The 26204-nt window shown below is 37.2% G+C and carries 23 protein-coding genes; 6 read left to right on the top strand and 17 right to left on the bottom strand.

What is annotated here, in order from left to right:
- Positions 1-75: 75 nt before the first annotated feature.
- From EJF36_RS02950 to EJF36_RS02935, 4 genes are read right to left on the bottom strand one after another with little or no spacing between them, the layout of a single operon-like run.
- Positions 76-1539: a glycoside hydrolase family 32 protein gene (locus tag EJF36_RS02950; protein WP_125904935.1), complete on the bottom strand. Its 1464-nt coding sequence runs from the start codon at positions 1537-1539 to the stop codon at positions 76-78.
- An 11-nt stretch (positions 1540-1550) separates the two neighbouring features.
- Positions 1551-2384 (bottom strand): carbohydrate ABC transporter permease, encoded by an 834-nt coding sequence (locus EJF36_RS02945; protein WP_125904934.1) that lies wholly within the window; start codon positions 2382-2384, stop codon positions 1551-1553.
- The gene (locus EJF36_RS02940; protein WP_125904933.1) at positions 2381-3274 is read right to left on the bottom strand and encodes a carbohydrate ABC transporter permease; all 894 of its coding nucleotides are present in this window, start codon (positions 3272-3274) and stop codon (positions 2381-2383) included. Before EJF36_RS02940 ends, EJF36_RS02945 begins: the two co-directional genes overlap by 4 nt.
- A gap of 53 nt (positions 3275-3327) precedes the next feature.
- The gene (locus EJF36_RS02935; RefSeq protein WP_125904932.1) at positions 3328-4698 is read right to left on the bottom strand and encodes an extracellular solute-binding protein; all 1371 of its coding nucleotides are present in this window, start codon (positions 4696-4698) and stop codon (positions 3328-3330) included.
- Between the two features lie 283 nt (positions 4699-4981).
- Between EJF36_RS02935 and EJF36_RS02930 the strand changes: the two genes are divergently transcribed.
- The gene (locus EJF36_RS02930; RefSeq protein WP_185806797.1) at positions 4982-5980 is read left to right on the top strand and encodes a LacI family DNA-binding transcriptional regulator; all 999 of its coding nucleotides are present in this window, start codon (positions 4982-4984) and stop codon (positions 5978-5980) included.
- 36 nt (positions 5981-6016) lie between these two features.
- Here EJF36_RS02930 and EJF36_RS02925 read toward each other — a convergent pair whose 3' ends face one another.
- From EJF36_RS02925 to EJF36_RS02900, 6 genes are all read right to left on the bottom strand, one after another.
- Positions 6017-6628, bottom strand: coding sequence for a methyltransferase family protein (locus EJF36_RS02925; protein WP_125904930.1), 612 nt, complete (start codon positions 6626-6628; stop codon positions 6017-6019).
- Between the two features lie 614 nt (positions 6629-7242).
- The gene (locus EJF36_RS02920) at positions 7243-8658 is read right to left on the bottom strand and encodes a sensor histidine kinase (RefSeq protein WP_125904929.1); all 1416 of its coding nucleotides are present in this window, start codon (positions 8656-8658) and stop codon (positions 7243-7245) included.
- Positions 8655-9350, bottom strand: a complete 696-nt coding sequence (locus EJF36_RS02915; RefSeq protein WP_125904928.1) for a response regulator transcription factor — start codon at positions 9348-9350, stop codon at positions 8655-8657. The genes EJF36_RS02920 and EJF36_RS02915 overlap by 4 nt, the downstream gene beginning before the upstream one ends.
- 210 nt (positions 9351-9560) lie before the next feature.
- Positions 9561-10247 (bottom strand): LrgB family protein, encoded by a 687-nt coding sequence (locus EJF36_RS02910; protein ID WP_125904927.1) that lies wholly within the window; start codon positions 10245-10247, stop codon positions 9561-9563.
- Positions 10225-10617 carry a CidA/LrgA family protein gene (locus tag EJF36_RS02905; RefSeq protein WP_260471811.1) on the bottom strand — a complete coding sequence of 131 codons (393 nt, stop codon included), beginning with the start codon at positions 10615-10617 and terminating at the stop codon, positions 10225-10227. The genes EJF36_RS02910 and EJF36_RS02905 overlap by 23 nt, the downstream gene beginning before the upstream one ends.
- Before the next feature lie 134 nt (positions 10618-10751).
- Positions 10752-10958, bottom strand: coding sequence for a zinc ribbon domain-containing protein (locus EJF36_RS02900; protein WP_125904925.1), 207 nt, complete (start codon positions 10956-10958; stop codon positions 10752-10754).
- Positions 10959-11132: 174 nt separating this feature from the next.
- On the opposite strand from EJF36_RS02900, the gene EJF36_RS02895 reads away from it, so the two are divergent.
- From EJF36_RS02895 to EJF36_RS02885, 3 genes are read left to right on the top strand one after another with little or no spacing between them, the layout of a single operon-like run.
- The gene (locus EJF36_RS02895) at positions 11133-11849 is read left to right on the top strand and encodes an MBL fold metallo-hydrolase (protein WP_125904924.1); all 717 of its coding nucleotides are present in this window, start codon (positions 11133-11135) and stop codon (positions 11847-11849) included.
- A gap of 14 nt (positions 11850-11863) precedes the next feature.
- Positions 11864-12445 (top strand): TetR/AcrR family transcriptional regulator, encoded by a 582-nt coding sequence (locus EJF36_RS02890; protein ID WP_125904923.1) that lies wholly within the window; start codon positions 11864-11866, stop codon positions 12443-12445.
- 31 nt (positions 12446-12476) lie between these two features.
- Positions 12477-12806, top strand: coding sequence for a YrdB family protein (locus EJF36_RS02885; RefSeq protein WP_125904922.1), 330 nt, complete (start codon positions 12477-12479; stop codon positions 12804-12806).
- Between the two features lie 422 nt (positions 12807-13228).
- On the opposite strand, the gene EJF36_RS02880 is transcribed toward EJF36_RS02885, so the two are convergent.
- The 3 genes from EJF36_RS02880 to EJF36_RS02870 form a co-directional block, all read right to left on the bottom strand.
- Positions 13229-13762, bottom strand: coding sequence for a hypothetical protein (locus EJF36_RS02880; RefSeq protein ID WP_125904921.1), 534 nt, complete (start codon positions 13760-13762; stop codon positions 13229-13231).
- A gap of 307 nt (positions 13763-14069) precedes the next feature.
- Complete coding sequence (msrB, locus tag EJF36_RS02875; RefSeq protein WP_125904920.1) at positions 14070-15026, bottom strand: peptide-methionine (R)-S-oxide reductase MsrB; 957 nt, start codon at positions 15024-15026, stop codon at positions 14070-14072.
- Positions 15027-15137: 111 nt separating this feature from the next.
- Entirely contained in the window at positions 15138-16466 is a 1329-nt protein-coding gene (locus tag EJF36_RS02870) for a polysaccharide biosynthesis protein (protein WP_125908242.1), read from the bottom strand.
- Between the two features lie 226 nt (positions 16467-16692).
- Between EJF36_RS02870 and EJF36_RS02865 the strand changes: the two genes are divergently transcribed.
- The gene (locus EJF36_RS02865; RefSeq protein ID WP_125904919.1) at positions 16693-17661 is read left to right on the top strand and encodes a M23 family metallopeptidase; all 969 of its coding nucleotides are present in this window, start codon (positions 16693-16695) and stop codon (positions 17659-17661) included.
- Complete coding sequence (locus tag EJF36_RS02860; RefSeq protein WP_185806796.1) at positions 17651-18052, top strand: bactofilin family protein; 402 nt, start codon at positions 17651-17653, stop codon at positions 18050-18052. Before EJF36_RS02865 ends, EJF36_RS02860 begins: the two co-directional genes overlap by 11 nt.
- A gap of 194 nt (positions 18053-18246) precedes the next feature.
- Here the strand turns inward: EJF36_RS02860 and EJF36_RS02855 are convergent, their stop codons facing one another.
- The 4 genes from EJF36_RS02855 to EJF36_RS02840 all read right to left on the bottom strand — a co-directional run bounded on the left by EJF36_RS02855 (position 18247) and on the right by EJF36_RS02840 (position 26194).
- Positions 18247-23022: a carbohydrate binding domain-containing protein gene (locus tag EJF36_RS02855; protein ID WP_125904917.1), complete on the bottom strand. Its 4776-nt coding sequence runs from the start codon at positions 23020-23022 to the stop codon at positions 18247-18249.
- Between the two features lie 21 nt (positions 23023-23043).
- On the bottom strand, positions 23044-23709 hold the full coding sequence (locus EJF36_RS02850; RefSeq protein WP_125904916.1) for a CFI-box-CTERM domain-containing protein: 666 nt from the start codon (positions 23707-23709) through the stop codon (positions 23044-23046).
- Between the two features lie 218 nt (positions 23710-23927).
- On the bottom strand, positions 23928-25535 hold the full coding sequence (locus EJF36_RS02845) for an ABC1 kinase family protein (RefSeq protein WP_125904915.1): 1608 nt from the start codon (positions 25533-25535) through the stop codon (positions 23928-23930).
- Between the two features lie 77 nt (positions 25536-25612).
- Entirely contained in the window at positions 25613-26194 is a 582-nt protein-coding gene (locus EJF36_RS02840) for a vWA domain-containing protein (protein ID WP_125904914.1), read from the bottom strand.
- Positions 26195-26204 lie beyond the last annotated feature (10 nt).

Below are 26204 nucleotides of genomic sequence, written 5' to 3'. Positions count from 1 at the left end.
CATCATGAATGATCAGCTTTTTCACATAAAATAACTTGTCACTTTTTCACTACACCTAACGCTAACATACCATATCTATAGAGTCCTTCTTGTTCCTAACAATGCATGCGTAATTTCATAAATCTGCGTTTTATTTAGTCCTCTAATTTGAATATCCGTTCCTTTATCACGAGCATATGAAACATAAGTCATTGTCTTTTCACCTGAGTTCACAAAAATCTCTACGGAATGACGATCAATATAAAATTCAAGTTTAACTTTATCCCGCACTATATCACAATCTGAAATAGTAATCTTCTCACAGTTGTCATAATCTGAATCCAGTGAGATAGTATTTTCCCCACCATCTATGATTACTCGTGAAGCTTTACCCTCTTTACGATTGAGTTCTACTTGAAACTTCGTCTCATCGTTAGAACGAAAGTTCAAACTTAAATAAGCTGCCTGCGTACTCTTTATTTGTAGTACATCCGTTGAATTTAATAAGACGTCTTTATACGTCTCTTGATGCTGAAAATTCTGATTAATATCTTCTACCGGCTGTTGCAGAAGCTTACCTTCTCGTATGCTTAACTTCCGCGGTATAGACATCATGCCATTAAATCCATACTCTTTACAGACTTCATCTTGATACCATACAGGAATCCAACCGATTAAAACCCTCTCGCCATCTTTCCCTTCTGTTGATTGAGGCGCATAGAAATTAGCACTATAGTCAAGATACCCTTGGCTCTCCTGTTGAAAAACACCTTTTTCAAAATCCATTTGTCCAATTACGTAAACAGTCTTTTTCTGTACTTTACCATCATACATCGGGTCACATGGCATGATTGAAAAAATCAATACATCTTTCCCATCTATCCGGAACATATCAGGGCACTCTGTCATTACGTTATCATTCAATTTAGACTGATAGATTGAAGTATAAAATGACCATTTATACAAGTCACTAGACTTATATAAAACAATTTCCCCTCGCCTGTCTGCGTTTCTTACAGCTAACACACAGTAATATAAGTCACCGATTTGAAACACCTTCGGGTCTCTAAAATCATAAATCTTATAGCCTTCAGGCAAATCCTTTTCACTGATAACAGGATTATGCTCATATTTTTCAAAGTTTATGCCATCGCTAGAGTACGCTAAACATTGCTGTTCAATAATTTGCGCTTCATCTCTGTCGAATCCTAAGTTCGGATCAATGTGACCCGTGTACATGACAAACAATTTACCATCTTTCTCTATCGCACTTCCTGAAAAACAGCCATTTGCATCAAATAGCTTGTCATTTGCCATCGCAATAGGTTTATACTCCCATGTAATAAAATCATTGGTTGTTGCATGTCCCCAGTGCATGTCATCCCACACTACTCCATAAGGGTTGCATTGATAGTACAATTGGTATTCACCTTTGTAATATATAAAACCATTCGGGTCATTCATCCAGCCTATCTCTGGTGTAAAATGATACAATGGTCTACTATTCACTTTGTGTTTATTTCTTTGAACGTAAGAGTTTGCTGTTGTTAATTTATCCATGATGCACCCCTTTATTTAATTCCACTTCTCATTGATCCTTCCACAATATATTTTTGGAAGACAATATATAATATAACAATTGGTATAGTTACAATCGTCAAAGCAGCCATAATGTGACTTGTAAAGATATTATACGTATCACTAAAAATAGCATTTAACGCTACTTGAATTGGCATCAAATTGGAGTTTGAGATAGCCATAACCGGCCATAAGAAATCGTTCCAGGATGCTAAGAACGTTAATATCCCCACTGTAATATACATATTTAAGCTGGAAGGGACAGCGATACGGAAGAAACACCCAAGCTCACCAAGCCCATCAATTTTTGCTGATTCAATTAACTCACCCGGGAAGGATAAGAAATGTTGTCTAAATAAGAATATATTCATAACATTCACTATGAAAGGAAGCAAGTACCCTACCATAGTATTAATTAATCCCATTTCATTCACTACTAAAAACAACGGTAAAATAGTCGCTTCAATTGGCACAATCATTAACGCAATAATGAGAATTAATAAGCCGTCTTTATACGGAAACTTATATCTGGCTAGTGCATAACCTGCTAATGAGTTAATAGTCAGTCCAAACACCACTGTAATTGTGGCATATATTAAACTATTAAATACATTTCTAAAAATATCGTAGAAACCTAATAGCTCTATATAAGATTTAAATGTTAAATCGGAGAAATTAGGAACAATAGCAAAAATAGTCCCTATATCCTTATAAATTGTGTCATCAATTTTAAACGAAGATACTATCATCCATACAAGAGGAACAAGGAATTGGAGTGCAACTGCTGTAGCAATTACGTAAAACAGGACTTTTTTGAATATCTTCAATTTACTTGCTCCTCTCTAAATAATTTTTTTATAATAATAGATACTACAACCAACATTACTGTGAATACGAGCGTTATAGCACTTGCATACCCAATATTTCTATGCCGATATCCATACTCATAAATATATTGAAGAACTGTCATTGTAGCATAATCAGGTCCTCCACCAGTCATAACCATTGGTTGCACGATAAGTTTAAACGCTTGAATGGTAGTTGTAATTACAAGAAACATTGTAATAGGTTTTAACGAGGGCAATGTAATATATAAGAACTTATAAATGCCGTTTGCTCCATCAATATCTGCTGCTTCATATAAACTGTTATCAATATTCTTTAAGCCCGCCAAGAAAATCATCATTTGATAGCCAGCGCCTTGCCAAGCTGAAATTACAACGATCGTTGGCATAGCCTGATTGGCACTTGAAAGGAACGGTTGTGCTGGTAGTCCTAAGCTTACTAGAATCTCATTAATTAAACCGGACGTAGGATTAAGCATAACTGTCCATAAAATAGAGATAACAACTAACGATAACACAGCAGGAGAGAAATAGGCTGTTCGATAGAAGCTATTCCCTTTAATATTTGTATTGACTATAAGAGCCATACCTAATGCCATAGCCAACTGAAGTGGCACAACTAAAAATACAAATTGTAATGTATTGAAGATTGTTTTCCTCAACACTTCATCGCTTAGCATTCTTTCAAAATTTTCCAACCCAATAAACTGCTTATCATTCGGCTTTAACAAATAATAGTCAGTAAAACCATACGTAAACGCTAAAAAGATTGGCAACACAATAAATAGAAACGCGAGTATGATAGCTGGTGTCAAAAATCCATACGCTGCCACAACTTCACTTTTTTTGTACTGAACATATGATTTACGCAAAGTTACACATCCTTTATTAGGGATGAGGTTACCCCCATCCCCCCTATAACGTTCTATTTTCTATACTTTTCAAACTCTAAATCTATTTTCTTCACTGCATCATCTAAATATTGCTTAATAGTTTCTGGGTCAGTTGCTTTGTTTTGCGCAATCTTTAAGATGACATCTCTAGCAAATGTTTCAGACAAATATGGATATCCTGGAGAGACAGGTCGTGCTTTGTTTGTATTCTCAACTTGATATTTCAGCACTGACCAAGCTTCGTTATGATAAGGATTATCCGTATTTGTTTCAATTACATTAATTGAATTGATTCGAGCTGGAATTGAACCGTTTGCATGGTAATATTCCTCAGCCGCTTCATCATTATTTAACCATTCCATCACTTCCACAATCTGTTGAAGTCTTTCTTCATCTTCTACTTGCGCACTTCTTACAAACGCCCAGCTTCCTGATGGCGTATATAATCCATCGTAATTTTCATCCATCTTTGGGTATCTTACTGTTCTAAACTTCAAATCTGGATAGTTATTTTTCATTTCGTTTACATACCAGAACCCAGCTACAGCGAGGGCTGATTTACCAGTGTTGAATGTTTTTTCTGATTCTGATGCATTCGCTAACGGATCGCCAGCAAATAATTGTGCATACTTCAGCATTGCCTCTACACTCTTCTCACTGTTTAACACACCATTAACTGTTACACCATCTTCTGCAACGATATTAGTGTCGTTCCCCCAGAATAATGGTGTAAAATAGTAAGTTCCTAACTCATACGCACCGGCTGGAATATCAGTTAACAATAAGCTAACAGCGATTTCATAATCTACATACGCATGGTTGTCTGTCATTTTTGCAAAATCATCAATTTCTCTTGCTAGCGCTACGAATTCATCCCAAGTCCAATCCTCATCAAATGACGGTACCATTGCTTTTACTCCTTCAGGTAACGCATTAATCATGTCTTCGTTATACATAATTGCTACTCCTGAATCTTGGTAGCCCATCGCATAAAACTTACCATCTACAGTACCTTGTGCAATCATCGCATCTGTAAATCCGTCTTTAAATCCTGGTGACATATAGTCATCTAAATCTCCAACAACACCAGCTTCCACATATGCTGCTACGTCTGGACCATCTAGCGTGAAGATATCTGGCGTATCATTCGCAGTAATAGCTGCATTTAATTTATCGATGTACCCTGATCCAGCACCTGCTCTTGTAATGTTTTGAATTTCAACCTGAATTTTATCGGGATTTTCTTCGTTATACCTCGCCACTCGATCTGCGAACATTTTACCCTCTGGGTGATCCGCCGACGCTTGTGTCCAAATAACAATCTTTTCATCCTTGTTTGAATTACAACCTACTAATGAAACCAATAACACTAAAGCTAAAACAGAAAACAGTAACTTTTTCATATTTTCATAGCCTCCTTGAACTTTTGTGAATTCGTATTCACGTTAACGTTTTCATATTACAACGTATCAATTGATAAAGTCAATATATTATTTCTTGTTTTTTTAAATAAAGTTGAATAATACAGATTAAACCAATGGAATTAGCCTTTGATAATCTTGACGATAAATCTATCATCTCCAGATAGAACCTAACCAAAACCTGAATACGTATTCTTTTTTCGAAAAATACCCTTTCCATCAGATCATTAAAATGTGCTATAATATCTTTGAAGGAGCGGCTGATATGAAGAAAATTACTATGAAAGAAATTGCTAAGCTTGCAAATGTGTCTCAACCTACTGTTTCTCGTGTGATAAATGGTAATAAAGGGGTAAATGAAGAAGCAGCAAAGAGAGTCCTTGATGCCATTCAAAAAGTCGGATATGTACCAAATAAAGCAGCACAAACTCTTAAACAAAGCAATTCCAAGATAATTGGTGTTTGTGTCAGTGAAATATACAACCCGTATTTTGTGGAACTAATCGATACATTAGAACTAGAAGCACGTAAGAAGGATTATAATATAATTTTTCATAATTCAAAACACAATCCCATTACAGAATGGGAAAATATTCAAAACTTTATCGCTAGACAAGTGGATGGAATTATTATCGTTCCTACTAGCGATTACAATATACAAAAAATTAAAGATTTACGCACCCCTGCCATTTCTATCACACAAAACAAGAAACATATCGATAGTGTAGGACTGGATCACAGAAAAGGGGGTGAATTAGCTGCTGCAAGCTTCATTCACAGCGGGCATAATTCGTTTGCGTATATAGGAACGACCCCTGAAGACGAAAAATTAATTGGCTTTAAAAGCTGTTTGTACGAAAACGGGTTTTCTTTTGATATGAAAAATTATATCCACGTAGAAGAGTCATCGACTAATAATTATCTCATGCGTCGTGATTTAGAAAAGTATTTTAACAGGGTAGGTCAGCCTGATTTTACGTGTGTATTTGCGACGAATGATATCGTGGCACTTGAATTCATGAAATTAGCACAAGAAAAAAGCTTAAGCATCCCTAAAGACATCGCTGTCATTGGGTTTGATGATACGTTCTTAGCAAAAATCACCGGTCTTTCAAGTGTTCACCAACCAGTAGAAAAAATGGTTAAAACAACGTTCTCTATCCTTATGAATCGAATCGAAGATGGCACTTCATCCGAACTTGTGGATATAAAACTAGAGCCTACACTTATTACAAGACAAAGCTCTAATATAAAAAGAACCTGACAATTTCATGAATTGTCAGGTTCTTTTTTAGTGTTGTTAAATCACATGCGGAATAAACATTTTTGTTTCCTGCATATACCTTCTGTAATCATCCCCAAACTCTTTAATCATGTCCCGCTCTTCACGTTTCGCTAAACGCACGTACATATAAATAATAACGGGAAACATCAGCAATGTTGGCAACGTTGCCCATTCTGCAATCATACCGAACGATAACAGTAACAAACCAATATATTGCGGATGGCGAATATACTTATAAACACCTGTTTTAACAAGTGTACCCTTCCCCGTTTCCTTTGACCAATACTGTTTATGAATATTCGACCAACCATTTATGATTAGTATGAGAGCAATAACTGCACACCCAACGTTGATATACATCCCCCAAAATCCAATCGACGACACTAGCGTATGGCCCCACAAAATACCTTCAGGTAGAGTTTTGCCAATAACCCATGAAATCACATACATACTGAATGGAATACCATGCATTTCAATCGCAAACGCAATGACAAACGCAAGAAATGCGCCAGTGGGCTTTTTATCCATTTTTCTATAAAACGGAAGAAAGAACAGCACCACACTATACAATACAATGAAAAATACGACTCCAAACCAATTGTTAAAGTGACTAGCTAATGTTTCCATTAAAAAGACCTCCTAAGATAAGCTCTATTTGATTTCCTTGCTTTAACTATAGCAACCTATACTTAAATAGAGCTGAGGCTATTCTTAAGTGTTTCTTAAATCTTACCCTAATTTATCTTAAATGGAATCAAGGTCTTAAACAAAGATCACTTTTTCAAACAAAAAGAGGCACTAATCCTGATTGGATCACTGCCTCTAATCCCTTGTTAAGTTATCAAAAATACACGCTAGTCTATTTTCCTAATATCATAGAAAAATAATTGAACGATAAGAAACCCAAATACAGTCACGCCAACTGTCCCCCAAACAAATAGAGGACCTTGCAAAATTCGATTTATTATAAAATAATCAACGGCTGGTATTAATACAATGGGACTTAAAAGGGACAATATCAAGCTTAGTATCAACTTTAACCATTTCCTATCTTCAATACATCTCATTTTAAAGCAAACAAAACTTACACTAATAAGTAATATACAAGTTATTATAGCTACTGCTTCCATCAGGCTCGCTTCCTTTCCCCCGTGGATTGTGACACATAGATTTCGCTGTTTCTACACATTTGTAACATTTTATTTTACAGGTCAAGCCAGCCCTTAAATATTATAGCGTGTTCAACTTGGCTCTGCTTTTGGAAGTTGAATTATAAACTCACACCCAGCATGTTCGGTCGTGATTAACTCAATACGCCCCCCGTGAGCTGTAATTATTTTATCAACAATCGCCAACCCTAGCCCTGTACCACCAGTTTCGGAATTTCTTGCCCGATCAACACGAGCAAATGGCTGAAAAATAGTCTCTGCATGCTCAGCTGGAATCCCTACACCATTATCGCTAAATGTAATGAATACAACATCATTTTGCGTTTTGACTTTAATACTCACATTAGTGCCAGCATGATTATACTGTATTGCATTAGATACTAAGTTTTGAAAAACTCGATTCATTTGTCTCGTATCTAGCTTAGAGTATATCTCAACATCTGGAATGTCAAAATCATATGTAAATCCAGCCTCATCGAAGCTTGGGATAGCACTAATCATTCTTTGCCTTACATATTCACACACATCTACTTCTTCCTTTATAAGCTGGAATTCAGGACTGTCCATTTTAGACAACTCAAACATGTCGACAATTAAGCTGTTAGCACGGACACTGTTCTCATAAATAATGTTAATGTACGATTCAAAATTCTCCTTTGTCATAGTACCGTTATTACGAAGTAGCTCAGCGTAGCCCATGACACTTGCTAGTGGATTTTTCAAATCATGAGATACATCTAACACGAGCTTTTTTCGGTTTTCTTCTGACTGCTTTCGTAACGACATTTCCTCTTCTATGCGCTCTGCCATAGCATTAAAAATGCCAGCTAATTCGCCAAATTCATTTTTTGTTCTTAACTCAACTCTTGCGGTATAATCACCATCCCGCAATCGCTTAGCACTTTTATAAAATTGCTTTAACGGGTTAACAAAGCTAATAGATGTTAGTTTAGAATAAATAAATGTACTTCCTGCTAACAATATCAAATAAAACATCACCACACTAACCAGTACAGTCACGACATTCTGCGTATCAACAGATGTATACTCTTTGTTACTAACAATCTGAAAATCTATTCGTAAAGATGTAGGAAATGTGACTACTAACCAAAACCTTTTATTGGGGTTATATGCAATATCATAGTTGAAGGGAATTCCTTTGCTTTTACTTGAGGTTAAAAAATCGGTGAATTGTTCTACGGTGAGAGTGTCTGTTTTAAAAGTATTCAAGCCTGCCGTCAACACAATCTCATACGACTGATCAATGACTTGCACACCTCCGCCATTATCTATAACAGGCGCGAGATCAATTTTCTCGTAGTCATCCTGCATTAAACTATCAGCGGTGTAATTGCTTTTTACAAGCGTATTCATAATCATGTGATTAGCGAAATCCAACACCAAAAGTGTTATAAACGTAATGATAATCGAGATAATGAACATAATGGCGTAATTGAATAAAAATCGATTGGCAATACTTCCCCTCATGACTGCGCCTCAAATTTATAACCGATGCCACGAATCGTTTTTATATATTGTGGCTTACGTGGGTCATCTTCCACTTTATTTCGAATATGGCTAATATGCACCATAATCGTATTATCGTCGTAAAAAATATCTTCTTCCCATACGGCTCGATATAGCTGCTTTTTCGTAAATACTCTTGCTGGATGCTCCATTAAATATTCTAGCAGCTTATATTCCTTCGCGTTTAATTCAATTAATTGCTCGTTCTTGTAAACACAGCATCCATCCTTATGTAACACTAAGTTTCCATATGTAAGCTTTGATAAAGGGTTGTCGATACGATTCGCTATGTAATCGTGGTTTCTTCTTAAGTGCGCCTGGACTCTTGCTAGTAATTCTCCCGTGCTAAACGGTTTAACAAGATAATCGTCTGCTCCTAATCCAAGCCCTAATATTTTATCCATTTCCTCTCCTCTCGCTGTTAAAAAAATAACAGGAATCGTACTCGTCTCACGGATTTTTCGCAATAGGTTAAAGCCATCAAGTCTTGGCATCATCACATCTAGTATAGCCAAATCAACTTGTTCTTGCTGCAACACCTCAAGAGCTTCTATTCCATCCTTCACGGCTAATACAGAATAGCCTTCTTGTTCAAGATTTAGTTTTAATAGATTTCTAATATCCTTTTCATCTTCAGCTATTAAAATATTCAAAGTACAACGCCCCCTATTTAATTAGGATTCTGAGTTGTTCTCCCTCATTTTACTATTTAAATAAACGTTTGTTTAGATGTATGTTCTTATTTTCGTACTAAATAAACGTTTGTTTAGACATCTGTTCGTGTTTTACCTTGTTTATCAAAACATATAGAGTCGTAAATCTCTTCAAAAAAACATAAAAAGATGCCTGCAACCAGCAGACACCTACAAAGTAAATAGCGGATATACCAGTGGCAACAAAAGGGATGTCAAAATGGCGGCCATCGCCATTGCCACACTCGAAACAGCCCCTTGAAGGCGTCCCTCAATCGCAGCTTGACTCGTGCCAATTCCATGCGATACGGTGCCTATGGCTAAACCTCGAGAAAACTCATCTTTTAACCGAACAACATTTAGAATAGTAGGACCTAATATTGCACCAAACATCCCCGCTGTAATAACAAAGGCAGCAGCAAGTGTAGCGTCTCCCCCTAAAATATGAGTAAGCTCAATGGCAACTGGTGTCGTTACGGCTTTTACGGCAGCAGCAGCTTGAACAGTTTCTGATCCCCCGACTACCCATGACAACAAAATAGCGGAAGCAACGGTAGCTACTGTCCCCACTACTATCCCAGTGATAGCTGGCAACAATTTTTCTCTTATTACCACTCTATTGTGATAGAGTGGCACAGCTAACGCCACCGTAGCAGGTCCAAGCATAAATGTCATGATATCTTTTGCGGGTGTATAGGCTTCATATGAGATGTCCATAAAAGATAAGATAGTTATGATAACGATTGTTGCTGAAAATACTGGCGTAGTAAACGGTGACAGCACCCTCATAGATAACAACTTAGCTCCTATATATATAACAACTGTTATAAAAATACTAAATAGAGTGAGACTGCTCATGTTTATGATCTTCCTTTTCTACTTTCGATAAATACTGTGTTAAAAACCCTGATACAAGTAGGCCAATTATGGAGCTCCCTAAAATAATCCCTAACCATTGAAGTCCATTTGTTTTAATTAATCCACCATAATTCATTAACCCTACTGCTATCGGTACGAAGAAAAAGGCTAAATGTCTGTTGAGGAAGGTAGCACCTCTTTCAATATACTGAATCTTTATGATTCCTGAGACTAATAAAGCATATAACACGATCAATCCAAACACACTTGCAGGTATTGGTAATTGTACCAACTTAACTATATAATCTGATACAGCATACACAAGCCAAATTAAAAATAACTGTGCAGCGAATTCAACAAACTTTTTCAAGCGAAACGTTCCTTTCATTCTTTATAAAAAACCCACTCTTTAAAATAACACAAACTTATTGTAATCCGATATGCTAATTGTTGGATTTCAAACAAAAAGATGATTACCAATAGGCAATCATCCCCTCTTTATCATCAACCTCCGAAAAATAAATCTAAAATATTAGAGGCTGCCGACGTCTTTTTATTATAAAACTCCGAATACCCACAGTTTTTACAAAACACAACCGTAAACGTATTATGTTGAATATCAAACATTTTAGATAACCCTGCACCCGACATCGACACATCTTTCGTTCCTGCATCCTTACTTCCGCACTTTATACATCCTTTGTCGTTCATACATATCACACCTCTCAGCGGGTTTACTTACCATTATACCGTACCCAACTAACATTTACAGAAAACCCCAAAGAAACTTTTTTTAAAAAATTACAATTAACAACTTGCTAAAACTAATAACATTAGTTATTATAAAACTAATAACATTAGTTAACAAAAAGGAGCTTGATATTCATGCGTCTTATAAAGGAACAAAATGTGTATCAACTGTCATTTATGCCAAACTTTTTTCCGGTTAATTGCTACTTGATTGAGGAGGAAGATAGCCTAACTTTAATCGACGCAGCTCTTCCTAACAGTACGAAAGCAATTATCGCAACAGCTAACAAAGTAGGGAAACCTATTTCTCGTATCGTTTTAACACATGCACATGGAGATCACGTCGGTGCTCTTGATGAATTAAAACGTTTGTTACCTGATGTAAAGGTATATATTTCGAGGCGAGATGCCAAGTTGTTAAAAGGAGATAAATCACTTGAAGCAAACGAACCAAATGCTCCTATTCGTGGCGGTGTTCCTAACAGCATCCAAACGAAACCAGACATTCTTCTAAGCGATGGGGATATGATTGGTTCTTTGCTTGCCATTTCAACACCAGGACACACACCAGGGTCTATGTCCTTTAAGGATACTCGAAGCGGTATCATCATAGCTGGGGATGCCATGCAAACAAAAGGAGGAGTTGCTGTGTCTGGTCAACTCAAACCTCTTTTCCCTTTTCCTGCTATGGCAACGTGGCATAAGGAAACAGCACTACAAAGTGTTAAGAAACTTTTGCAACATCATCCTTCTGTACTGGCTGTTGGTCATGGTAATTTTTTAAAACAGCCTGAAGCTGCAATCGTTAAAGCAATAAAAGAAGCGGAAGAAAGAATAGCTGTTATTTCTTGATAGGAGGAAACACAATGTCACCACGTATCGGACTTGATTTATACGTAATCTTAGAGGCAGCAACAGAACTAGCTGATAAAGATGGGTTAGAATCTGTGACTCTTGCTTCTTTAGCCAAAAAACTGCAAATACGTCCACCTTCTCTCTACAACCACTTTGATGGGCTAGGTGGGCTACGAAAAAAAATGGCCGTTTATAGCATGAGGAAGCTATATGATGATTTAGCGGATGCCACTATTGGTAAGTCAGGTGACGAGGCTATAATTTCGTTAGGACACGCTTATATAACATTTGCTCGGCAGCATCCTGGTTTATATGAAGCGAGTATTCACGCTCCAGACCCGACAGATAAAGAAGTGAGTGAGGCTGGCAGTCAAATTGTTACTCTAGTCGTGAAAGTATTACAGGCTTATAATCTCGAGGACGAAGCCGCTCTACACGCCGTCAGAGGGTTACGAAGCATTTTACACGGCTTTGCCTCATTAGAGCAAAAAGGCGGGTTCGGCCTTCCATTAGACCTTGATCATACTTTTCATTTATTACTTCAATCTTTTCTGGCAGGAATTCATACATTTGAATCTAAGCAAAAATCATAATGTACGATAATATGTTCAGGTGGTGTGTTTTATGATGATGCTTAATCTCACACTTAGGTTTTTATTAGAGCTATTCGCGTTAACAGCTTTAGGATACTGGGGCTTTCAAATTGGTCAGTCACCGATTAGTAAGGTTACATTAGCAATAGTATTCCCTGTACTTGTTGCAGTGGTATGGGGGACATTCGGTTCACCAGCTGCCCCCTTTCGACTTAGTGGCTCCGCACGGCTATTACTCGAGATAACTATTAATGGACTGGCTACTATAGGATTGTATATAACAGGTCATCCTTTATTAGCCAGTATATTTGCTGTAGTTGTCGTTATCAATCGTGTACTTATGCATATATGGGAACAATGAAATCTGGTTCTCCTAGTCAATTTTTTCGAAAAATTTTATTAGATTACAAGTATAAAAGTTGAGAAGAATGGAAATTATGGTATTAAGAGATAAATTTCCATGTAGGAGGGCCGAAGAATGAAAGCAGAGGAACTATTACCTGAAGTGTTACCTGAAACTCTTGATCAATTTTTAGAGCTTCTTATAAATCTAATTTAAGCGTAACAAAAACATAGCATACAAGAACAAGATGCCCGAATCGGTGACAAAGAAGTTCTATGATATAGGTGCAAACCTCAATGATTTGGATGTGAAATTCGAATAGAGGGTACACCCTAGATAGGCTATACACCCCCTTCACTTAACAATATTAAACTCATAATCTATCTAACCTGTTCATCCGGTCGTTCTCGTTTTTAATAGAGCGACTTGTTTTAATCTAGCTAGTTTATTTTCTCAAGAATTAAGTACTGTACATGTACACCTTCTGAATCAAACTGTACAATTAGCTGCTCACCATTCACCTCATATACCCAGCCGTCACAGCGTTCATTATTGCCACACGTATTTGTTACGATACCTTCATTTGGTTGACCATACGCTGCTAAAATATCGTTCTTTGTTTTTGGAAGATTTATAGTTTCCATGTATGGTGGATAAACATATAATTTAATTACTTTCTTGGACTGTTCGGCTAGGTTGATACGAATGCCAACTCCATCATCTGCATACGTTAATGAATGACTGTTATCAAGTTGATCACTTTTTAGAGGTTGTCCAAAAGTATCCATCACATCCTCAAAAACTTGTCCTAACGTAAAGCCATTGATATGAAGTACTTCAGGCAAATCCCCAACAACTACTGGGGTTGATTCCTCTAATTCACTTTCCTCAACGTTCTCCTTTGTTACGTTTTCAGTACAACCCACAAATACTAACAAGAAGAAGCTCAACATTAAGTAAATTGGTTTTTTCACGCTACCACCCCTTCCATATTATACCATACAATTCATATCCTCTCTTCTTATACAGAGACTAGTAGTTGCTTTCATTCTTGCTTATAGCAAGGATATTAACCAAGCATCTAGTAGATAGTCGAAGCTGCTGACTTATTAATGGATGTTGAGTGTTGTAGGCACAGTGCACCTTTTTCAACAGGAATTGTACATTTACTAGGACAGTTGCACCATTCTCAGTGAAAATCACACCACCAACTGGATAGTAGGGCAAGTTTATTTTCATTCATAAAAAAACTGCCTACCCAGTGGATAGACAGTATTGGCATTATTTAAACAACTTTACGTACTCACCATATCCTTCTTCTGCTAACTTTGATTTCGGTACAAAGCGAAGTGCTGCTGAATTTATACAATAGCGCGCTCCATCCGGCCCAGGTCCATCATCAAACACATGACCGAGATGAGAATCTGCTGTTTTGCTACGCACTTCAATACGACGCATACCATGAGATGTATCTAAATTTTCCTCAATTTCACTTCGGCGTATTGGCTTTGTGAAGCTCGGCCAGCCACAGCCTGCATCGTACTTATCTAACGAGCTAAACAACGGTTCTCCAGAAACGATATCCACGTATATCCCTTCTTCTGTATGATTCCAAAACTCATTCTGAAACGGAGGCTCTGTACCATTTTTTCTCGTTACTTCATATTGAATAGGAGTGAGCTCTTTACGAAGCTCCTCATCACTTTTTACCTTTTTCCAATTTTCGCGGATAAACCGAGCCCGCCCTGAGCCTTCCTTGTACATGTTGTAGTGGAAGGAATTCTTTTTGTAGTAGTATTGATGCTTTTCTTCTGCTTTATAAAAAGGACCTGCTGGTATAATATTTGTTACAATCGGCTTTTGAAACTTACCACTCTTAGCAACCTCTTGTTTGGAAGCCTCAGCTTGTTCTTTCTGCGCTTCATTATGATAGAAGATTGCGGTTCTGTATGAATCTCCGCGATCGTTAAACTGTCCACCCGGATCGGTAGGATCAATTTGCTGCCAATAGAGCTCTAGCAAACGCTTATACGGAAACACATCTGGATCAAACGTAATCTGAACGGCTTCATAATGACCTGTTGTTTCTGAACAAACCTCTTCATATGTAGGATTTTCTTTATGTCCACCTGTGTAGCCCGAAATGACCTCTTTAATGCCTGGTTGCTCATCAAAAGGCTGTACCATACACCAGAAACAACCTCCTGCAAATGTTGCTTTTTCATATTGTTCAGTCATCTTGCTATCACTCCTTATATCTAATATTTTCACATTACTTACCATACATTATCCTCTAAAATATATAATGAATACAAGTAACTGCGCTCGTTTAAAAACACTTACGATAAATTACCGATTTGCTAACTTTGCTTTACTCATAAACACCGTTAACCCGATTTTGCGACAAACTGTTACATAATGCATTAAGGTTAATAGAACGGCTCCCATATTCATGCCGATAATAATACCGTCCATTTGCAGGCTTTTCATAGATCCTAAAAAATACATAAGTAAAAATGAACAAATAGTTGACCATACAGCATGCCACAAAGCCTCTTTCGCTAATCCGAGCCCTATTAAATATGCTTGCAGAGGCATAACAAAATAATATGCTAAAAAATGCGGCGTAAGTAACTGTAAATATCCAGCGGCTGCTGATCTTTCAAAAAACAAGCCTGTTAAAGGCTCTGCAAAAAAATAAAAGATTATAATAGCTGGTATACCATACAGTAATGTTAACTTCATAACTTGATTAAGCAATCGTTGCAATTGTAAATAGTCATGCTTAGCGGATGCCTCTGCTACTGTGGGAATAAGCACAACTAGGAATGAATGCGCGATAAACATAGAGAAAAAACCAATGGTAAAAGCAACTCCCGACAGCTTTCCAAACTGCGCCGTTGCCATTGCTTCGGCTAGTCCTGCATTCATTAACGCAATCTTCACTAAGAATGGCTTCACAGCAAACGTAAAGGCATAAAAGAGACGCACACCCGTCATGGGAATTGACACAGACAATAAGCTTTTTCTAACATCGGTCCCCTTAACCTTCGCGCTTGGCTTCATCTTTTCGGAATTCATTTGCACCATTAGCGCTAACGCTAGATAGGCAAATACAACAAATTCACTTGCAATCACTGTGCAAATGGCCACTAATAAAGCTATGTCCTGCTCAAATTGAAATAAACGATACACAAACACTAGCAGAAGAAGCTGTATCCCTTTTCTTAAAAAGTTTGCAACAGCTATTTTTCCCATCTGCTGTGCACCCATAAAATATCCTCTCGCCACCGCTGAAAAAGACACAATGGGTATTAAAATAAAGATAAGCTTACGTACATACGGATGGTAGTCGTTGAACACCGGTACGTTTGGTAAAACTAAAGCAGCAAGAATTGATAACAGTACCGTAATAAGAAGAGCCAAGCTTAAGGCATGTAGCAACATATATCTATGAAACTGTCTTTCTTTTTCAGCAATAAATTTTGAAATAGATACTGGAAGCTCGGCACTAGCTAATATCGCAATGAGCATAATTGTCGGTAAAATGGACACGTATAGTCCTAGACCTTGCTCACCAAGCTCCCTAGCTAAAATAATATTAATTACGAATTCAAGACTTTCACCAACGAAGGCCGCGATGGCTAAAAATAGTACTCCTCGATAAAATTGCCTCATCATGCTGTCTTTGTCACTCTCCTAAGCTTGTCGAATTTCTGTAACAAATTACCCACATATCCAAAGATCTCATCTGAAGCCCGTACACTCGATATATCTATACTATGAGACAACCTATATATATATGAAAATGTTATTTGTAAAATATGGAATTTAAATTTATAAAAGGAATATTGAGAAATTTGTCGAAGTCTTGGAAGTAGATTTAATTTTGGAGGACTAGACTGTGAGAAAAAAATGGAACGATAGCTGGACGATCTTAGTTTTGTCGAAAACGAACCAAGCCATAATCCAACGTAGATTCCACAAAATACCGATATATATCATCGCTTTATCCATATTGAGCTTTTTAATTGTAACCTCTAGTTTAAGCTATTTTTACTATCAACATATACAAGACTTAAAACAGGAGAAGGAAACATTAAACAATGCATTACTTAAGCAAGAAACGATAATTTCTGATTTAATGCAGGAAAAAAGCCACCTGATTGATGAGTCATCGAAAACAGCAGAGAAAATGTCAGAACTGCTTATAATTGAAAAGAAAATTCGTGAAGTGTTAGATGAATTAAATCCAGACCAAATCGGGGCCTCTTCAATACAAAACAATCCTAACGGAGGGCTTGGTGGACTAGAACAGACTCTTGTTAAAACAGCCCCTGTAAACTTTATCCATACATCACAAGACAATATAACAACTATTGATGCCGAGATGGTTACGTATTTCCGTAACGTACTAGAAAATATAGAATATCTTAAGCTACAGCTCGCCGAGCTTCCTGTTATATGGCCCACGGATAGTCGGATTATCACATCAAAATTTGGGACTCGAAAAGACCCTTTTACGAGAAGGTTGTCCTTCCATGAAGGGTTAGATATAGGTGGGACGAGACAAAACTCGATCTTTGCCACAGCAAATGGTGTCGTTCAGTTAGCCAGCTATGATGGTGGCTACGGACTATCTGTTGTGATAGAACATCTTGACGGGTACACAACACGATATGGCCACTTATCTAAAATACATGTAAATGTAGGAGACACTGTGACACAGGGACAAGTCATTGGCAAAATGGGAACGACCGGTCGAAGCACAGGTGTTCATTTGCACTATGAAATTTTAAAAAATGGGAATTATACGGACCCTTATACATACGTAGAATTTTTAAACCGAGAGGATGAAATGGATGTTGACTAAAAAAGCGAAAGTATCAGCTATCGATACGATTATTGGTAGTGGAACAACAATTGAAGGTAACATTAAAAGCTCATCTAGTATCCGTGTTGACGGTGTTGTGAAAGGTGAGATACATTGCGAAGGTGACTTAACGATTGGAGCAGATGGACGCGTAGAACATAAAGTGAGTGCACGAAACATTTACGTGGCAGGGACCTTATCTGGTGACATTGAGGCTACTGCGTTATTACATGTACTGGCTACGGGACATGTCTCTGGCGATATTAAAATGAATGCCATCATTATAGAAGAAGGTGGCCGATTTGAAGGTACGAGCCACATGCAACTTTCCTCTCAAAATGATAATTCAAAAAACACAAAAGGAAACCAAAAGAACACAAAAGCTAGTTAGTTGTTAAAATATGTTTATTTTATACCTACATTATTAGTAACTATATACACTCCTACTTTGGAATGTATATAGTTTTTTTAGATAGACGAATACACGAAAAAACACAGAGGATTTTTACATCCTCTGTGTTTTCTTTTTGTCATATTTCACTAAAACATACGACCTTACTTTGGGTTATAAAACTTCAGTAATAGTTATTCTGAATAAACACTTTCTGTTACTGTTTCATCAGTGATATCTAATATTCTTGCATCGCTTATAATTCTGACATCACTTATAGTTACAACTGTCGTTGTTGTATCGCCATTAATTTCACCAAATTCAAATACGATTTTTCCGTTGTTAAATGTTTCTTCTGTCATGGTAAATGAATAGGCATAGAGTTTTGTTTCTGTTCCTAAAACATACGTTTCTGTTGGTGCGTAAGCAGTCCACCATGGATTATCACTTAGCGCCTTTCCAACATTCACATTAATCGTTTTAGGTGCTTCGGCACTCGCTTCAAACATAACTACATATTCTTTACCATTCTCAAATGTCATGCCTTCTTGGAATACCTGTGGAGAATAGGCACCACCTACACTTGTTACATCAACAGTTAACGTTGCATCCTCAACAGTTAATGTACCTGCGCCAGGGCCTGACCATTCATCATTTTCCCATATATTCCATGCCGTATTATCCGTTATTGAAGAAAGTTTTACAACATTAACATTGTCAATCGTGACAGTTGTTGTCGTCGTATCTCCATTGATTGTACCAAGTTCAAATACGATTCTTCCATTGTTAAACGTTTCTTCTGTCATGGTAAAGGTAAAATTGTATGCCTTCATCGTGGTATCTAATACATACGTTTCTGTTGGTGCGTATGCAGTCCACCATGGATCGACAGTCAAGGCTTTTCCTACATTTACATTAATCGTCTTAGGTTCTGCAGATTTAGCGGTAAATGATACAAGATAAGTTTCTCCATTTTCAAATGTCATGCCCTCTTGAAATACCTGTGGAGAATAGGCACTACCTACACTTGTTACATCAATCGTTAGTTTTCCTTCTTCATTAGTTAATGTACCTGCGCCATTACCAGAATAGGCATCTTTTTCCCATATTTGGAACAAATCATCTATTATTATATTGTCATCAAAATCATAATAGACACTTTCTGTTACTGTTTCTTCTACTGGCTCCTCGACGGTAGTTTCATCAGTGATATCTAATATTCTTGCATCACTTATAATTCTCACATCACTTATAGTTACAACTGTTGTTGTTGTATCGCCATTAATTTCACCAAATTCAAATACCATTTTACCGTTATCAAATGTTTCTTCTGTCATGGTAAATGAATAGGCATACGTTTTTGTTTCTGTTCCTAAAACATACGTTTCTGTTGGTGCGTAAGCAGTCCACCATGGATCTGCACTTAGCGCCTTTCCAACATTCACATTAATCGTTTTAGCTGCTTCCGAACTCGCATCAAACATGACTACATATTCTTTACCATTCTCAAATGTCATACCTTCTTGGAATACCTGTGGAGAATAGGCACTACCTACACTTGTTACATCAACAGTTAACGTTGTACCGTCAACAGTTAATGTACCTGCGCCAGGGCCTGACCATTCATCATTTTCCCATATATTCCATGCCGTATTATCCGTTATTGAAGAAAGTTTCACAACATTAACATTGTCAATTGTGACAGTTGTTGTTGTCGTATCTCCATTGATTGTACCAAGTTCAAATACGATTTTTCCATTGTTAAACGTTTCTTCTGTCATGGTAAATGTAAAATTGTATGCCTTCATCGTGGTATCTAATACATACGTTTCTGTTGGTGCGTATGCAGTCCACCATGGATCTTCAGTCAAGGCTTTTCCTACATTTACATTAATCGTCTTAGGTTCTGCAGATTTAGCGGTAAATGATACAAGATAAGTTTCTCCATTTTCAAATGTCATGCCCTCTTGAAATACTTGTGGAGAATAGGCACTACCTACACTTGTTACATCAATCGTTAGTTTTCCTTCTTCATTATTTAATGTACCTGCGCCATTACCTGACCATTCGTCCTTTTCCCAAATGTCAAAAGCACCATCTACAATTATATTGTTATTGAAATCAAATGCATAATTTGTTTCAGTTTCAGTTGGCTCCTCTTGACCTGGATCTGAGCTACCATTATCATAGTCAGCTGCATTTTTCACTTCAAACACAACGTTATCAATGAACACATCATGTGCTCCTATACCCGTATCATTAATTTTACCGAGTAAGAACTTCAAACTAACTGTTTCGTCTGCTGCCATTTTAAATTCATAGCTGTAGTTCTGTGTGTCACTTGTAAGAGATACAACTTCATTAAAGAATCTTGTATACTGTGCATTTTCCAACGTGACTTCTAAATCACGTGGCATCGTAGAACGTGCATCGAATGATACGACATAATCTACCGATTTACTTAACTTCATACCGGTTTGCTCAAGTAGCACACTCCATGCTTCATTACCTTGACTTGTAATGCTAATTTTTGCTTCATCATTTTCACCAGTTACTGAAGCAACAGCATCATTATGCACGTAATCCCCCCAAGGCTCTAACCCTCCTGTAAATGCACCATTATCAAGTGGATACAGGTCTACCTTTGAGTAATCAATCTTATCTGATGTTCTGATTAAACTTACATTATCTACATACACACCAGCATTGTCTCCACCAACATTAAATACAAGTTGGCCTTCAACATCTGTTACATCCGGCATTGTAAAAATAATCTCATATTGATCCATACTTGTTGTTAACGGAATAGTTAAATCCTCAATATAGTTTGAAGTACCATCCTTGCTAACAAAACTCACAACAATGTCTCTAGCTTCTTCAGCTCGTGCATTGAAATTTAGACTGTAATCATTAAGCGCCAGTAAATTCATTCCACGTTGAATTACTTTAACGTCACCAGGAGTAGAGCCTCCATCTGTTATGTCAACAAACAGTTCGCGAGTTGCTTCCGCTACGCTACCTGTTGCGCTTGCGTTGTTTGATTCGACATTCCAAAATGTCATACGGTCTAAGCTTCCTTGATCAAATGTACCGTTGTAAACGTGATTGCCACTAGGTAAAGGCTCCTTAGCAGCATTCTCATCCATTAGTTGGCCAGTAATATCTTCGACTCTTACATTTCCGATCCATACAGGTGCTGTGCCAGCGCCACCAACATTAAACTCTAGTCTTGTTGCTAAATCTGTTTCGTTCAACATATTAAATGTAAATTCATAGGATTGAACTGTATCTGTTAAGGAAATAGTTTCTTCATCTGAATACTTAGCCCAACCTCGATCAGCACCTCCAGATGCTTTTACCATTATTGTACGATCTTCTGATGATTTAGCATCAAAGCTCACTTTGTATACGCCGTTTTGACCAAGTGACATATGCTGAATCAATTGTAACGAGTAAAGCTGATTACCTGGATTGGTAATATTGATCTTGGCAAAGTTCGTATCATTAACAAGATCTTTCACGATCGTACCTTGTCCACCGAAATCTGGTAAATATACTAAATTCCAATACAGATTATCTAGAGCCATGCTACCATCTGAAATACTAGTAAATGGCTGTTCATACGTATTATCGTAGATTAAATTCCCATCTTCTAAAGGTTGTTTTGCTCCAGCAGGAAGCTCTACCTTCTCTTTTGCTGGTTCCACTGGCTCTAGGTAGTCGCGTCCTGTTAAGTCATAGACTCTTACATAGTCTACTTCCATTGTTTGAGGAAATTCCGTTGTTTCATCTGGATCTCCATCAAACCAGCCACCTACAGCTAAATTTAAAATCATATAAAACTCTTGATCAAATGGTGCTGGGAATGAGAAGTTTGCTGCGTTATCTTGGTTGATTGAATACCAATTAGTTTGTGTTTGATATAACTCACCATCTACATACCAACGTATTTCACCTGGTTCCCACTCAAGAGCATACTCATGAAAATCTGAAATTCTTCCCTCATTAGGAAACTCCATATGTTTGCCTGTAAATTTATTATTCGGCCAAACATCTCCATAATGAATTGCCCCACTTGCTAAATGTGGCTGACTACCCCAGCCTTCAAAGATATCTATTTCACCAGAAGCTGCCCAGCCACCATACACATCATTTTCGGGTAACATCCATATAGCAGGCCAGTATCCTTTTCCTTCAGGTGTTTTGGCTTTAATTTCAAAGCGACCATATTTCTTACTAAATAGGCCTTTTGTTTTTAATTTTGCAGAAGTGTAATCATACGAACCATACTCATCTGTAATTGGTTGCTCTTCTTTAATTGCTTTAATAACGAGTTTTCCGTCCTCAATATAAGAGTTTTCAGGTGAGTCTGTATAATACTCTTTCTCGTTATTTCCCCAACCTGCTGCGATACCATTTCCATCCGCATCTACAATCCAGTTACCAATATCATATGTCCATTTCGTACGGTCGATTGAGTCACCATTAAACTCATCACTCCACACTAACGTCCATAAATTATTTGGCTCGAGCTGTGGTGCACCTGTTTCTGTAAAGCCTGTTAACTTTTGATAGCTAGATAGAACTGAATCCGAAACTGGTGTTGCTGCTACTAGAATCTCAAGTGCATTGGCAGATTCGCTCACACTACTAGCTTGTTCATAAGCTGTTTTAAATCCTTCAAACTCAATCGCTTGTCCATTGGATAGCTGAATAGCCACAATGCTACCCTTTAATACGCCATCTGTTGTATAAAAATAATCGTATAGTTCACCTTGTTGATCTGTATATTGGTCATCAAGACTATTAAAATCAACTAATATACTTTCACCATCTAACTCAATAACTACTGACTTAATGTCAAGTACTTCCTCTGCTTGTACAATTGCTGGTGTCAACACAGTTGACACTGCGAATAGTAGTACAAAGGCAAGCATTGATGCTGCTATTTTTATTTGTTTCAAGTTCATACACTCCCTCCTAAGCTTGAATTATATTGCTCTTTTAAATGCAAATTTTCTTCTCATTAAAACAATCGTTACGAAACCGGTTACCATGATAGACACAAGTAACCAAGGGTGATATAAAAAGTACACCACTCCTACTGCAGGTAATAAACTAGCTCTTACAGCTGTTTTTAACACAGCATTATCTGCAATGAAACTAGCAATAGATGGTGAGTTTTTATAATAAAAGTCTACAAATGTTTGACCTGCCATATTTGTTAATAGAAAATCGTCTCTAAATGAGCGTAGTAATGAAACAGGTGTGGCAAATTTCGTACCAAACGCAGCTGTGGCAATAAAGCACTCATCCACTTTTCCATTCTCTAGCTTTACTGTTGCATTTAAAATATCTTCTTCCGAGAAACCTGCTAATTGTCTTACAAGAAACGATTCTCTTGTCTCATCGTAAGGTAATGCAATTTCCTCGTTTTGAATTTGTAAAGTAACTAACCCCTCATTTGTCATGCCATACTCTTTAAGCTGATTCAATTCAATTTCTACACGGTAAATGCCTTGATCCGAAAGAATACCAGATGGTGTTACATTCAAATCTTTTACAAGTATGCTGTCACTTGCGGCAAACACTGGACTTACGCTAACTGCTAGCATAACTAGCATTAAAAGCATTGTTACAGTCTTTTTTAGAATCATGTTGTCACTCTCCCTTTTCCAAATAGTTAAAACGCTTTCACAATTAGTAACTGTAAATAGCATAAAAAATAGAATCCGCTTTCATTATATAAATCTATACAAAGTCACAATAGTCTTAGAATTTTATAATGTGTATCAATATTTTAGGTGTTAGCCGTTCAAACACCCCTAAGTATAACTTAGGGGTGTTTAACCATTTAATATTATGAGTTCATTTTTTATCTCTTATATTGTCGTCTCCACTTAATCTGTCTCACACTACTGATTATATAACCTAAAATAGACACACTTCCGACTATCAAACCACCATTATAAATAAAAGTACTAGCTAAATACTGACCAGTAAATATACTAATAATCCCTAAAACCGTGAGTACAAACGCCTGCTTTTTTTGATTTTCATACATAGAAAAATGAAGTTCCTTTTGCTTCATTAATTGTTTTTGTTCTATTGCTCGCTGTGGCGCCTCAATAAGCTCATATACTGGGTGCAGAAATTGTGAAATGGGTTGAATAATAGCCCACTCGAGAATAGCTTTCCATTTCTTTTGGTTGCTTTGATTTAGCCATTCTAGAAAGGCTGGTTTGACTACATCAACAAGCTCCTGATCTGGATTAATGGTATGAAGCATCCCCTCAATCGTGACAAAAGAGCGTCCTAAGAACACGAATCGTGTGGGAACTTGCACTGGTAATGAATAAAATATTTCGCTTAACTCTTTTTTTATCGCAAAGGGATCCATCTCTTTTAACTCATTTATGTTAAAAGCTAGCATTTCTTTTAATAGATTTTCAATCGCCTTTCGATCAGCGTCAGGTGTTAAAAATCCTAAGTCTATTAGAACCTCTACCGTCTTAGGATGATTTTTTAATAAAATAGTTTGTAAAAGTGTTTGAAAATTTGCCGCATCTCTTTTCGTTATTTCACCCACCATACCAAAATCTAATAATACTAGTGTTCCATCCGCTCGGACGAGAACATTCCCAGCATGTGGATCAGCATGGAAAACACCTGCTTCGAGCCATTGTGGAATGAAAATACGAAACAAACGTCTCGATAGTTCTCTTCTGTCAATTTGATTCTTCTCTAAAAAAGCGATATCCGTTACACGATTTCCTTCAACCCATTCCATCACTATCACGCTAGACGTGCTATATTCTTCAAACACCTGTGGAATATGTAGGCGCCCAATGTTGGCAAACCGCTTTTTAAATTTTATTATTGTATCAAACTCATGCTTGAAATCTACTTCTCTTTCAATTACACGTTTGATTTCTTGAAAAAGCATTTTGAAATTGATAAACCCTTTTGGAACCGGTGCGAAGCGGTCAGCAAACCATATAATAATAGCTAGCGAGCGAAAATCAATATCGATAATTTCTTTTATAGATGGTCGTTGTACTTTAATAGCTACCTCCACTCCATTTTTTAATGTTCCTTTGAACACTTCACCGATAGAGGCAGATGCGACAGCTACTCGGTTCACATCCTTTAGCACATCCTCAATGGGTGCACCCCATTCACTCTCTAGGACAGATTTCATGTCGTCCCATGAGGATGGTGGAACGTGGTCGACCAAATCTTCTATTTGCTTAATAAAAGCATTAGGAAGGAGATCAGCGCGTATACTTAATAGCTGTCCAATTTTTATTAGTAATCCTTCCAAATCGAATAAAGTTTCTCTAAAATCCCGCCCAATTTTAGACCATAGCTGCTCCCATTTGGCAGGTGGTTTCTTCGTGAATTTATACCAATACACTCTCACAAACACTGAAAAGGCAAAGAGAAGAATTTTCCGCATCCGATACAACTTACTATGCTTCATATCATGTACGCTCCGTTTCTATTAACTTTATTTCTAACTTAAGTTCTGTATGGAAACGGAAAATCCTTTAATGTGACTTATTTCCTTCTCTCAGAAACTATATGACACATCCTGCTATACATTGTTTGTATCCCTTCTTGAGAGGCTTCATACTGAAAAGCATTTTCTTGTTCAATTCCAAGATTGCTAGCTTCTTCTACGACATTAATATTAGCTCCCATAAACACAAACTCCCAATTATATTTTTCCTGTTGATGTGTGATAAGCTCTTTTACCTTTTGATACGTAAATTCACAACTTGCGTTTTCCATTCCATCTGTTGTGATGACAAATACTATCTTTCCAGGCCGCTCGGTTTCCTGTGTTTTGGAAAGTCTTGCTCCCACTTCAATAATCGTCCTCCCGACCGCATCGAGTAAGGCCGTCGCTCCTCTCACATAGTAGTCCGTCTTGGTTAGCTTTGCATTCTTCGCCGGAATCCCATTCCAAAGTACTTCATATTTATCGTCAAATAAAATTGTAGTGAGACGAGTATCTCCGTTGTTTTTACTTTGATTCGTAATGAATGCATTAAAACCACCAATTGTATCGGCCTCGAGTCCTGCCATTGATCCACTTCTATCTAGAAGAAAAATAATCTCTGTTTTGTTTTTGTTCATTATATCCATC

Source organism: Bacillus sp. HMF5848 (assembly GCF_003944835.1).
Classification (GTDB): domain Bacteria; phylum Bacillota; class Bacilli; order Bacillales; family HMF5848; genus HMF5848.
Note: the sequence above shows the minus strand (reverse complement) of the source record. Positions and strands in the feature narration are given on the sequence as shown.